The organism is Nocardioides xinjiangensis (assembly GCF_017916385.1).
Classification (GTDB): Bacteria; Actinomycetota; Actinomycetes; order Propionibacteriales; family Nocardioidaceae; genus Nocardioides; species Nocardioides xinjiangensis.
Window position 1 is genome coordinate 1,367,688 of sequence record NZ_JAFMSW010000001.1, and the last position, 11,601, is coordinate 1,379,288.

Consider the following 11,601-nt stretch of genomic DNA (forward strand, 5'->3'; position numbering starts at 1 on the left):
CCCACTGGACTGTCCGCCCCCCGCTCGCTGAAAAGAGTCCCAGTGCCGCTGAGCTCTGAGTTGACGCTGGCCTCGTCGCCGCGCGCCGCGGCCGACGCGCGGCGGTGGGTCAGCACCATCTGCGAGCGGCTCGAGCGGGCGGACCTCGTGGAGTGCGCGGAGCTCGGGGTCTCCGAGCTGGTGGCCAACGCGCTGCTCCACGCGTCCGCGCCCTACAAGGTGCGGGTGCGCGGCACGGCGACGCACCCCCGCATTGAGGTGGTCGACGGGTCGACGCGACCGCCGGTGCCGCCGGTCGTGGCCGAGGACGACGACTTCGACCTGCTGCTCACCTTCGGACGCGGCCTGTCGATGGTCGCGCAGTGCGCCACCGCCTGGGGTGCGACGATCGAGGGCGACGGCAAGATCGTCTGGTTCGAGCCGGCCCCCGAGATGACCGACGCCGGCGCCGCCGAGTGGGTGATCGACCACCACGACCGCTCGCACCCGGAGCCGACCAGCGAGGAAGCCGTCGACGTCAGCCTCATCGGGCTCGACATCCCGCTCTACGCCAGCCTGCGCCGGCAGTACCACGAGCTGCGCCGCGAGCTGCGCCTGCTGTCGCTGTCGCACCAGTCCGACTACCCCCTCGCCGGCGACCTCACCTCGATGTTCGCCAACTTCGAGCGGCAGTTCCCCGACTCGTTCGGCGAGCAGGTGCGCGACGCGGAGGCTCGCGGGCTGCCGCGGGTCGACGTCACCTTCCCGATGGTCCGCGAGGCCGGACCGATCTTCGTCACGATGACCGAGATGTTCGACGTCGCCGACGCGTTCTGCCGCGCCGAGCGGCTGCTGTCGATGGCGCGGACCCCGCTCGAGCGCGCCTTCCACAACTGGCTGCTCAGCGAGCTGGTTCACCAGCTCGACGGCGCGGCCGCGCAGCCGTGGAGGGGCAGCCCGCCTCCTGACGCACGCTCGGCCAGCCGGGTCGGGTGACCACCGCGCCCCTGCGAGCCACCGACCTCGCGCTGGTGGCGGTGGGCGGGGCCGCGGGCGCGCTGCTGCGACACCTGGTCGACTCGGCGGCTCCCGCGACGCTCCTGCCGTGGCACACGACGGCCGTCAACGTGGTCGGCGCCCTCGCGCTGGGCGCGCTGCCCGCCCTGGCGGCCGTACGCCGTTCGCACCGCGTCGCGACGCTCCTCGGCCCCGGCGTCCTGGGCGGCTTCACCACGGTCTCCACCTGGGCCGGCCAGGTGCGCGAGCTCGCCGCATCGGGCCACGAGGCCGCGGCCGGCGCCCACGTGGCACTCACGCTCGCGGCCGGGCTGGCGGCCGCCACCCTCGGCCGGTGGCTGGCCCGCCGTCGCGAGGCCGACGAGGCGCTGCGGTGACGGCGCTGCTCGTCGCGCTGGGCGCGGCCGCGGGGGCGCCGCTGCGCTACCTGCTCGCGCGGCTCGACGGGGTGTTCCCGCGCGGCATGCTGCTGGTCAACACGCTCGGGTCGGTCGCCTTCGGCCTCTTCGCCGCGCTGTCGCTCGGGGAGGCGGCGTGGGCACTGCTCGGCACGGGGCTCTGCGGGGGGTTCACGTCGTTCTCGTCCTTCGCCGTGCAGGCGGTCGAGGCGCCGCGCCGCGTGCGGACGGCGTACGTGCTGGCCACGACCGTCCTGGCGATCGGCGGCTGCGCGGCCGGCTGGGCCCTGGGCGCGGCGCTGGTCTAGCCCGCGGCGCCGGTGGTCGAGCCGCCGCCCATCGACACGCCTGCCGGGACGCCTGCCTGGACGCCTGCCGGGACGCCCGGCGTCACCCCCAGCCCAGCTCGTGGAGCCGGTCGTCGTCGAGCCCGAAGTGGTGTGCCACCTCGTGCACGACCGTGATGCGCACCTCCTCCTCGAGGTCCTCGACCGTCTCGGCCATGTCGAGCAGCGGGCCGCGGAAGAGCAGGATCCGGTCGGGCAGCATCCCGGCGTGGTTGGCCGGCCGCTCGGTCAGCGCGAGCCCGTCGTAGAGGCCCAGCAGGTCGGGGTCGTCGGCCGGCGCCTCGGGCTCGACGAGCACCACGACGTTGTCGACCAGGCGCGCCAGCTCGTCGGGGAGCCCGTCGAGGGCGCGACCCACCATCTCGTCGAAGGCGTCGTCGGACAGCTCGATCGGCATGCGCACAGCGTAGGAGCCGCAGGAAGTCCGGCGCGGGCCCGGGAATGCCGAACAGGGTGAGCCTGGTGGCTCACCCTGTTCGGTCGTGCGTTGGCGACCCCGACGGGACTCGAACCCGCGGCCTCCGCCGTGACAGGGCGGCGCGCTAACCAACTGCGCTACGGGGCCAGGTGCTCCTGGTGAAGCGGGTGGAACTCTAACCCATGGCCTTCGGTGCCACACAATCGGCGGCGCCACCGGGGCCTGGTCGCACCCCCAACCGGATTCGAACCGGCGCTACCGCCGTGAAAGGGCGGGGTCCTGGGCCGCTAGACGATGGGGGCCAGCCCGTCCGGGACGGACCCGGTCGAACGACGCCCAGCATAGGGCCAGCACGCGCCCGCCTCCCAACCACGGGCGCGGCGTGCCCGTGGGGTCGCGGGGCCGTCACATGCGGCGATCGGACACGGAGCAAACTGCGAGACTCCCAGCGCGTTGCCATCGCCTTTGACTAACCTTGACTCGTGAGCAGTGACGGGCGGCACCTGCGGTTCCTTGTGGTGGACGACAACGAGGACATCCGCGACGTCTTCTGCCGCCTCATCGAGCGCGCCGGCCACGACGCTTCGACCGCCGTGGACGGCGAGGACGCGGTCGAGACGCTGCAGGCCGAGTCCTTCGACGTCATGCTGCTCGACCTGACCATGCCGCGCATGACGGGCGTGGACGTGGTGCGGTGGCTGCAGTCGCACCCCGACGTCGCACCGGACCTGCGCATCGTCGTGATCAGCGCCTGGGCGGGCGAGCACAGGGCGGTGCTCCAGGAGCTCGGGATCGAACGAGTCATGCAGAAGCCGCTGCGGATCCAGCAATTGACTGATCTTATTGCCGAGACACTACGCGACATGGAGTCCTGAACCCGTCCCTGAAGCGCAACACCGGGTCCGGGGCTCCGAGTGGTGTCCCTGCACGTCGACCGGCGTGCAGGCCAACCCCACCCCTGGAGGATCACCATGATGAACCGCATCCGCACCCGCATCGAGGCCAAGCGCGCCGCCACCCAGCTGCAGTCGATGTACATGTGGCGCCCGGGCCCCGGCCGTCGCTGACGGGTCGGTGACTCACCACTCGTGAGGCACCAGCCTTGAGGCACGTCGGCAGCGCCGAGTCGGCCGGTGGCCGGCTCGGCGCTGTCCTTGCGGCACCGCGCTCCGGCGTGGTGCCCCTCGGGCCCAGCGGTCCGTGGCTGGCGGCGACGCCCGCCGCGGCGAGGCGCGTGCTGACCGATCCTGCGGTCTTCGACTTCCCGGGGGACGTCACTCGCAGCGGCGACCTGTCGGGCAGCCGGGGCGACACCCGCTCGGGCCACGTCACCTTCCCCCCGCTCACCCCCGACCAGGTCGCCGCCGGCGTGGAGACCTTCGCCCGCGAGTGGGAGGCAGCCGTCGCCGCGCACGTCCGCGAGCTCCCGGGCGAGCCGTACGACGCCATGGTGCTGCTGCGCCGGCCGGTGGCCCGCTCCACGACCGCCGCCGTCCTCCCCTCGGTCGACGCACGCTCGCGCGACGAGGTGGCCGACCTGGTGCTGGCCTGGATCGACGCCCTGGCCCCCGTCATCGCCGCCCGTCGCCCGCCGCGCCGCTGGAGCCGTGCCCGCCGCGCCGAGCACCGGGCGCGGCTGGCCCTGGAGGACGTCCTCGCCGCCGCGCCGGGACCCGGGCACCCCCCGGAGCTGACCGCCACCCTGCTCGCCGCCGGCGTGCAGGTCCCGATCGCCGCCGGCGCCTGGCTGCTGGCCTGGCTGGGCGGCGACCCCTGCCGGACCGTGGATCCCGTGCACGCCGTGTGGGAGACGCTGCGGCTCACCCCGCCCACCTGGATCACCGCCCGCGTCACCACGACGGCCGTCGACCTCGACGGCGTGGCGATCCCGTCCGGGGCGGTCGTCATGGTCAGCCCGCTCCTGCTCGGCCGCCTCGAGACCCTCGTGCCGGGCGACCCCGCGGGGCTGGCCGGCTTCGATCCGGACCGCTGGCGGACCGCGGACCAGCGCCCGGGCGCCTGGCTGCCGTTCGGCGCCGGACCGCACGCCTGCCCCGGTCGTACGCTCGGACTGGCACAGCTGGTGCGGCTGGCGCAGTGGGCCGGCACGCACGTCATTACGTTGAGCGAGCACGTCGGGATCGACCAGAGCCGCGGCATCCGTCCGTCGCCCTGCCGGTTCACCGTCGCCCCGAGAGAAGGTGGACCGTGAGCACGCACCCCGCGCTGCAGGACGCGTCGGGCGGCGCCGTCTCGGGGGCGGCCGGCGAGCTCGCGACCGCGATCCTGCAGGGTGAGATCAGCCCGGACGACGCCATCGTCCGCACCGCGGCCCACTTCATGTCCGAGCCGCGGGTCGAGGTGGTCGCGGTCGCGCTGACCAGCTTCACCCCGGAGGCGACCGGGGACTGGGCCCGGCTCGGCGGCCGCGCGTGGGTGCGTCAGTGGGTGCGCCCCGGCTTGCCCTGCACGATCCTGCCGTCCCCGGACGCGGGCCCGGAGGCGGCGCTGAGCATGCCCTGGCTCTCGAAGATCGCCCGCCACGAGCTGGTCGTCCTCACCGACCGCGACCTGCTGCCGCCCGAGGCCGAGCAGGACCGCTCCGAGCTCGCCCGGGTCGGCGTCCGGAGCCTCATCGCGTCGACCTTCGCAGGCAGGGGCACGATGTTCGGCAGCCTCTCCGTGGGGGGCCGGCGGCCCGGCCCCTGGGACGAGCGCCTCGTGCAGGACTTCCGGCTGCTCAACGCCGCGATCCTCTCGCGGCTCACCCTCGAGCAGTCGCGTCGCGCGCTGGCCGAGGCGATCGCGGCCGGCGCGGAGGCGCAGGAGGCCTACCAGCAGTTCTTCGGCGCCGTCGGCCACGAGCTGCGCACGCCGCTGTCCGCGATCCTCGGCTACACCGAGGTGCTGATCGACGAGGCGGACCAGACGCCGGCCGACCCGGTGTCGGGGGCGATGCTGCGCGACGGCCCGGTCATCGTGAGGGCGTGCGAGCAGCTCCTCGGCGTGGTCGACAGCCTCCTCGGCGCCGGACGGACGCTGGCCGGCGACGAGGAGCGACAGGACGTCCTGGTCGCCGACGCCGTGGCCGACGTGGTGCACTGGCACCGGGTGCCGGCGGGGACCGCGAGGGTGGCCCTCGTCGTCGACGTGGACCCGGACGCGACGGTGCGCGCGCACCCCTCGGGAGTGCGGCAGGCGCTGAGCAACCTGGTGGGCAACGCCATCACGCACCACCGCCCGGCGGGCGGCGAGGTCCACCTCACCACCGAGCGGCTGCTCGGGGAGAGCGGCCAGGAGATGGTCCGCATCATCGTCCGCGACGACGGCCCCGGCCTGACGCCCGGGCGGCTCGAGCACGTCTTCGACCCCTTCGTCCGCTACGCCGAGCCGACCGTCCAGGGCAGCGGCCTCGGGCTGCCGATGGCGCGCACCATCGCCGAGCGCGACGGCGGCGCCGTCCGCGGCGAGTCCACCGCGGGCGTCGGGTCGTCCTTCTGGCTCGAGCTGCCCGTGCGCGACCCCGCGGCCTGAGCCGATTGCCACCGCGGGTGTGGGCTCATGTATCCTCGACCACGCTTGGGCAGGTAGCTCAGTTGGTACGAGCGATCGCCTGAAAAGTGATAGGTCGGCGGTTCGACCCCGCCCCTGCCCACAAGCACAGCAGGGCCCCGATCACGTCCCGATCGGGGCCCTGCTGCGTGTCCGGGAGGTGGTCCCCGTGCGGCGTCCGGCGCGTCGGCGAGGATGGACCGGTGCTCCCCCGCCTCGAGATCGTCCGCCGGACGCGGCCCGTCGACCTGGTCTCCCCCGGCTCGGTGCGCCTCGACCGGGCCTCCGGCGGCACCGTGCCGCTGCCCTCGGTGGCGCCGTACGTCGCTGCGACCACGCCCGACGTCGCCGGACCGGTCACGCTGCACCTCGGCGGCAGCCGCCTCGCGGCCGTCGCCGACGGCGGCTCGGTGTCCCTCGACGTCGACGGCACCGACCACCGCAGCCGGCGCTTCCACCGCACGGAGTCGCCCAGCGGGCTCGCGGTGACGCTCACCGGGACCCACGCCACCGCGTGGAGCCTCGAGCCCGCTGGCTGGGTGGCGCGGGCCCGGCACGACCTCCGCGAGGTGCTCGACACCCGCGAGGAGGCCGCGCTGGCCGGTCTCCAGGTCGAGCTCCCACCCGCCGGCGGCCTCGCGGGCGGCTTCGGCCAGCTGGGCCTGCGCGACGTCCGCTTCGTCACCGAGGAGGACGGCGCGCCGCTGCGCGACGGCGGCGCGCTCTGGCTGACCGCGACGTCCGCCGGGCCGGGCTTCTTCGACACCGCCCACACGAGCGTGTGGCGCCTGGACCCCGACACCCTCGACCTGGCGCACAGCGCCGACCTGTTCTTCCGGCGACCCGACCGCCCGGGGGTCTTCGGCGACCACGCCACGCACGTCGTGCGCGCCGCCGGCCGCTGGCTGGTCGCGACGAGCACGTGGGGCGACTTCGAGGCGCCGACGACGCGCGCCGGACGTCGTACCCCGGCCGGCCTGCGGGTCACCCTCGCCGAGCCGCCCACCGGCACCGACGTGCTGCGGGGCACGCACGTCCTCGACACCCGGGAGCTGCCGCTGCCGACCGACGGGCTGGAATCCATCGCCACGTGGGACCCGCACCTCGTGCACCGCGACGGTGGGTGGCTCGTGGGGTTCGTGAGCGCACGGCGCTTCTTCGACTTCCACCCGGCCCTTGCCGGCGGGGCCAGCCTGGAGGACCTGCGGCTGCTCGGCGCCGCCACCGACCGGCGCTCGACCGAGGGCACCACCCTCGTCGAGGTCGACGGCCGGATGGTCGTGCTCGCGAGCGACGGTCGCGACTCGAGACGTGGGCAACGCGCGCGGTTCGCGGCGTTCGACCTCGCGATGCGCGACCTCGGGACGCTGGACGCGCCGTACCCGACGAACCTCCCCTGGCCGACCGTCGCGCGCACCGACGAAGGGTGGCTGATGGTGACCTTCAACGGCCGGGCGGCCGGCGGGAGCCTGCTCGGCTACGGCACCCACGGCGACGTGGTGGTGATGCGGTCGCGGTGACGGCCCGGGTCTACCCTGAGCGTGACGGCGGTCACCACCCCTCGACCGCACGACCAGGTCCGCACACCCCGCGGCCGCACCCACAGAAAAGGACCCACGAGCATGTCTGGAGCACCCACCGGCGTCGACGTCTTCGAGCTCGGCACCGAGCACGAGCAGGTCGTCTTCTGCAACGACAGCGCCACCGGCCTCAGGGCCATCGTCGCCATCCACTCCACGGCCCTCGGCCCGGCCCTCGGCGGGACCCGGTTCTACCCCTACGCCAGCACCGACGACGCGATCGTCGACGTCCTGAACCTCTCGCGGGGGATGTCCTACAAGAACGCGCTCGCCGGCCTCGACCTCGGCGGCGGCAAGGCCGTCATCATCGGCGACCCGGCGGAGCTGAAGACCGAGGCCCTGCTGCGCGCCTACGGCCGCTTCGTCCAGTCGTTGGGCGGGCGCTACTTCACCGCCTGCGACGTGGGCACGTTCAGCGAGGACATGGACCACGTCGCCCGCGAGTGCGACTTCGTCACCGGCCGCACCGTCGCCCACGGCGGCGCTGGCGACAGCTCGGTGCTGACGGCGTTCGGCACCTTCCAGGGCATGCGGGCCGCCGCCGAGCAGGCGTGGGGCGAGCCCACGCTCGCGGGCCGCACCGTCGGCATCGCCGGCGTCGGCAAGGTCGGTCGCCACCTCGTGCGGCACCTCATCGAGGACGGCGCCCGGGTGGTCGTCACCGACGTGCACGCCCCGTCGGTCGAGGCGATCCGCTCCCAGTTCCCGCAGGTCGAGGCCGTCGCGTCCACCGAGGAGCTGGTGGCGAGCGAGATCGACGTCTACGCCCCGTGCGCCATGGGCGGCGCGATCAGCGACGAGGTGCTCGACGTGCTGCGCGCCACGATCATCTGCGGCGCGGCCAACAACCAGCTCGCGCACCCGGGCATCGAGAAGCAGATCGAGGAGCGCGGCATCCTCTACGCACCCGACTTCTGCGTGAACTCCGGTGGGGTGATCCAGGTCGCCGACGAGCTCGAGGGCTTCTCCTTCGACCGCGCCAAGCAGCGCGCCACGGGCATCTTCGACACCACTCGGCGGGTGTTCGAGCTCGCCAAGGCCGACGGCGTCACCAGCGCGGAGGCCGCCGACCGCCTGGCGGAGCGCCGCATGCGCGAGGTCGGCCGCCTGCGCGGCATCCACCTGCGCTGACCCCGCTCGCCGGCGACGGGTCGGCGCGTCCTCACCGTGAGGTCAGGACGCGCCGGCTCGTCGTCCCGGCGCAGCACACCCGTGCACGCTCCGCGCCGGGGCGCGGTCGTACGCCCACCCACCCGGTCCCCCCGGGTGAGGTGATCAGGTGCGATCAGTCAGTCTGCGCGACGACGGGGGTCGGCATAGTCCGACCACTCGTCCTCGTCGGGCTCGACCTCACTCGTGGAGTGAGTCGCCTCTCCGTGCAGCTCCTTCGCCAGCGCGCCGAAGTCCGTCTCGTGAGTCCGGTACTTCAGGTCGCGGGCAACCTTGGTCTGCTTCGCCTTCGCTCGGCCGCGCCCCATAGGGTCGACCCCCTCGCACACTTGGCCGGGGCTGTCGAGGAGCTCCCCGACGCACCCGGTCTGAACGGTTACATATCGTGGGGACAACGCTACCTGAGGGGTGGCTGTTCCCGCACACCGTGGTCCGGCATTTCGCGGGTGAAAGTTGCCCGCGTCTCACCAGCCGGGGTGCTGGCCCTCCAGCAGGACCCGCCCGCCGTCGTCGGCGTCGATGCGCGCCTCGCCCGCGACCCAGGCCCGGATGCCGTGACCGGCGAGCACCGAGATGGCCGTGTCGACGGCGTCCGGCGGTGTCAGCGACACCATCCCGACGCCGCAGTTGAGGGTGGCCTCGAGGTCGGCCTGCGGCACGTCCCCGACGCGGCGTACGACGTCGAAGACCGGCTGCGGCGTCCACGTGGAGCGGTCGATCCGCACCGACAGCTCCGCGGGCAGCACGCGCTCGAGGTTCGCCGCCAGGCCGCCGCCGGTGACGTGCGACATCGCGTGCGTCTCGGTGCGCTCGGCGAGGTCGAGGCAGGCCTTGGCGTAGATGCGGGTCGGCTCGAGCAGCTCCTCGCCGAGGGTGCGGCCGAAGTCGTCGACCTGCCGGTCGACCGTCCACCCGGCCTGCTGCAGCAGCACGTGGCGCACCAGCGAGTAGCCGTTGGAGTGCAGGCCGCTGGCCTCCATCGCGATCACCACGTCACCGGGCCGGACGCGGCCGGGACCGAGCAGCTTGCTCGCCTCGACGACCCCGGTCGTGGCGCCCGCGACGTCGTAGTCGTCTGGGCCGAGCAGGCCGGGGTGCTCCGCGGTCTCGCCGCCGATGAGCGCGCAGCCGGCGACCACGCACGCCTCGGCGATGCCCTTGACGATCGCGGCGATGCGCTCGGGCACGACGCGGCCGCACGCGATGTAGTCGGTCATGAACAGCGGCTCCGCGCCGCACACCACGAGGTCGTCGACGACCATGCCCACGAGGTCGAAGCCGATCGTGTCGTGGACGTCCATCAGCTGGGCGATGGCGACCTTGGTGCCGACCCCGTCGGTCGACGTGGCGAGCAGCGGCGCCTGGTAGCCGGTGAGCGCCGAGGCGTCGAAGAGGCCGGCGAACCCGCCGAGCCCGCCGATCATCTCGGGCCGGCGCGCCTTCTCGACCCAGCCCTTCATGAGGTCGATGGCGCGGTCGGCCGCCTCGATGGAGACCCCGGCAGCGGCGTAGGCGCCCTCGGTCTGGGCACTGTCGTGCTGCTCGGTCACGGCTCTCCTCGGTGTGGGGGGCGGGTGGCGGCGTGCGGGTCAGGGGTTGTTGAGGACCGGCAGCGCCCGGCCCATCGTGGGCGACTGCAGGGTCGCCTCGAGCAGGTGCTTGCCGAGCAGGCTCTCGTCGGGCAGCTCGATGGGGTACTCACCGGTGAAGCAGGCCTGGCACAGGCGCTCGGCCGGCTGGCCGGTGGCCTCGACCATGCCCTCGAGCGAGATGTAGCCGAGGCTGTCGGCCCCGACGCTCGCGGCGATCTCGTCGACGTCGAGGCCGTTGGCGATGAGCTCGGCGCGCGTGGCGAAGTCGATGCCGTAGAAGCACGGCCACTTCACCGGCGGGCTGGAGATCCGCACGTGCACCTCGAGGGCACCGGCCTCGCGGAGCATCCGCACCTGGGCGCGCTGGGTGTTGCCGCGCACGATCGAGTCGTCGACGACGACGACGCGCTTGCCGCGGATCATGTGCTCGAGCGCGTTGAGCTTGAGCCGGATGCCGAGCTGGCGCAGCGTCTGGCTCGGCTGGATGAACGTGCGTCCGACGTAGGCGTTCTTGACGAAGCCCTGTCCGAAGGGGATGCCGGACTCGGCGGCGTACCCGGACGCGGCGGGGGTGCCGGACTCGGGCACCGGCATGACGAGGTCGGCCTCGACCGGGAACTCGCGCGCCAGCCGGCGGCCCATCTCGACGCGCGCCTCGTGGACGTTGCGGCCGCTGATCGTGGCGTCGGGGCGGGCGAGGTAGACGTACTCGAACACGCACCCCTTGCGCGCGGGCTCGGCGAAGGTGTGGGAGCGCAGGCCGTTCTCGTCGATGACGATCATCTCGCCGGGCTCGACCTCGCGGACCACGCTGGCGCCGATGGTGGCGAGCGCGGCGTCCTCGCTGGCGACGACCCAGCCGCGGTCGAGGCGCCCCAGCACCAGCGGCCGGATGCCCTGCGGGTCGCGGGCGGCGTACAGCGTGTGCTCGTTCATCCAGACGAAGCAGAAGGCACCCCGCAGCTGGGGCAGCACCTCGAGGGCGCGCTGCTCGAGGCTGGTGTCCGGGTGGTGCGCGAGGAGCGCGGTGACCAGGCTGGTGTCGTTGGTCGCCTCGACGCCCTTGATGTCGAGCTCGCCGGCCGCTCCGGGCAGCTCCGCGACCTTCTCGCGCAGCTCGTGGGTGTTGATGAGGTTGCCGTTGTGGCCGAGCGCGATCGACCCCTCGACGGTGGGCCGGAAGGTCGGCTGGGCGTTGTGCCACGTCGAGGCGCCGGTCGTGGAGTAGCGCGAGTGGCCGATCGCGAGGTGGCCCTTCAGCGAGTCGAGGGTCGACTCGTCGAAGACCTGCGAGACCAGGCCCATGTCCTTGTAGACGAGGATCTGGCGCCCGTTGCTGACCGCGATGCCCGCGGACTCCTGGCCGCGGTGCTGGAGGGCGTACAGCCCGAAGTAGGTCAGCTTGGCGACGTCCTCACCGGGGGCCCAGACGCCGAAGACGCCGCACGCGTCCTGCGGGCCCTGGTCGTGGGGGTCGATCGCCGTGGTCAGGCGGCCGTCGCCGCCCTTCCGCTTGCTCGTCGGCTGGGGCACCACCCCAGTCTACGG

At 73.7% G+C, this 11,601-nt stretch carries 12 protein-coding genes and 3 tRNA genes; 9 read left to right on the top strand and 6 right to left on the bottom strand.

The annotated features are described in order from the left end of the window. Positions 1–42 precede the first annotated feature (42 nt). Genes J3P32_RS06465 through J3P32_RS06475 form a run of 3 tightly spaced genes read left to right on the top strand, consistent with a single transcriptional unit; the run spans position 43 to position 1,702 of the window. Positions 43–975 (top strand): ATP-binding protein, encoded by a 933-nt coding sequence (locus tag J3P32_RS06465; RefSeq protein WP_210438989.1) that lies wholly within the window; start codon positions 43–45, stop codon positions 973–975. Further along, positions 972–1,373: a fluoride efflux transporter FluC gene (locus J3P32_RS06470; protein ID WP_210438990.1), complete on the top strand. Its 402-nt coding sequence runs from the start codon at positions 972–974 to the stop codon at positions 1,371–1,373. Before J3P32_RS06465 ends, J3P32_RS06470 begins: the two co-directional genes overlap by 4 nt. After that, positions 1,370–1,702 carry a fluoride efflux transporter FluC gene (locus tag J3P32_RS06475; protein ID WP_210438991.1) on the top strand — a complete coding sequence of 111 codons (333 nt, stop codon included), beginning with the start codon at positions 1,370–1,372 and terminating at the stop codon, positions 1,700–1,702. Before J3P32_RS06470 ends, J3P32_RS06475 begins: the two co-directional genes overlap by 4 nt. An 82-nt stretch (positions 1,703–1,784) precedes the next feature. On the opposite strand, the gene J3P32_RS06480 is transcribed toward J3P32_RS06475, so the two are convergent. The 3 genes from J3P32_RS06480 to J3P32_RS06490 form a co-directional block, all read right to left on the bottom strand. Then, positions 1,785–2,138: a metallopeptidase family protein gene (locus tag J3P32_RS06480; protein ID WP_210438992.1), complete on the bottom strand. Its 354-nt coding sequence runs from the start codon at positions 2,136–2,138 to the stop codon at positions 1,785–1,787. A 91-nt stretch (positions 2,139–2,229) separates the two neighbouring features. Then, positions 2,230–2,306, bottom strand: a tRNA-Asp gene (locus J3P32_RS06485). 82 nt (positions 2,307–2,388) lie between these two features. Continuing rightward, positions 2,389–2,461: transfer RNA gene (locus tag J3P32_RS06490), tRNA-Glu, on the bottom strand. A gap of 180 nt (positions 2,462–2,641) precedes the next feature. On the opposite strand from J3P32_RS06490, the gene J3P32_RS06495 reads away from it, so the two are divergent. The 6 genes from J3P32_RS06495 to J3P32_RS06520 all read left to right on the top strand — a co-directional run bounded on the left by J3P32_RS06495 (position 2,642) and on the right by J3P32_RS06520 (position 8,422). After that, positions 2,642–3,034, top strand: a complete 393-nt coding sequence (locus J3P32_RS06495; protein ID WP_210438993.1) for a response regulator — start codon at positions 2,642–2,644, stop codon at positions 3,032–3,034. Between the two features lie 227 nt (positions 3,035–3,261). Further along, the gene (locus tag J3P32_RS06500) at positions 3,262–4,371 is read left to right on the top strand and encodes a cytochrome P450 (protein WP_210438994.1); all 1,110 of its coding nucleotides are present in this window, start codon (positions 3,262–3,264) and stop codon (positions 4,369–4,371) included. Further along, positions 4,368–5,693: a sensor histidine kinase gene (locus J3P32_RS06505; protein WP_210438995.1), complete on the top strand. Its 1,326-nt coding sequence runs from the start codon at positions 4,368–4,370 to the stop codon at positions 5,691–5,693. The genes J3P32_RS06500 and J3P32_RS06505 overlap by 4 nt, the downstream gene beginning before the upstream one ends. A 47-nt stretch (positions 5,694–5,740) precedes the next feature. Further along, positions 5,741–5,814 (top strand) — tRNA-Phe (locus J3P32_RS06510). A 100-nt stretch (positions 5,815–5,914) separates the two neighbouring features. Next, complete coding sequence (locus J3P32_RS06515; protein ID WP_210438996.1) at positions 5,915–7,231, top strand: hypothetical protein; 1,317 nt, start codon at positions 5,915–5,917, stop codon at positions 7,229–7,231. Between the two features lie 102 nt (positions 7,232–7,333). Then, positions 7,334–8,422, top strand: a complete 1,089-nt coding sequence (locus J3P32_RS06520; RefSeq protein WP_210438997.1) for a Glu/Leu/Phe/Val family dehydrogenase — start codon at positions 7,334–7,336, stop codon at positions 8,420–8,422. A gap of 158 nt (positions 8,423–8,580) precedes the next feature. On the opposite strand, the gene J3P32_RS06525 is transcribed toward J3P32_RS06520, so the two are convergent. From J3P32_RS06525 to purF, 3 genes are all read right to left on the bottom strand, one after another. Continuing rightward, positions 8,581–8,769: a DUF3073 domain-containing protein gene (locus J3P32_RS06525; RefSeq protein ID WP_210438998.1), complete on the bottom strand. Its 189-nt coding sequence runs from the start codon at positions 8,767–8,769 to the stop codon at positions 8,581–8,583. A gap of 156 nt (positions 8,770–8,925) precedes the next feature. Beyond that, positions 8,926–10,011 carry a phosphoribosylformylglycinamidine cyclo-ligase gene (purM, locus tag J3P32_RS06530; protein WP_210438999.1) on the bottom strand — a complete coding sequence of 362 codons (1,086 nt, stop codon included), beginning with the start codon at positions 10,009–10,011 and terminating at the stop codon, positions 8,926–8,928. Between the two features lie 39 nt (positions 10,012–10,050). Continuing rightward, a complete protein-coding gene (gene purF / locus J3P32_RS06535) occupies positions 10,051–11,586 on the bottom strand; it encodes an amidophosphoribosyltransferase (protein ID WP_210439000.1) in 1,536 nt (511 codons plus the stop codon). Positions 11,587–11,601 lie beyond the last annotated feature (15 nt).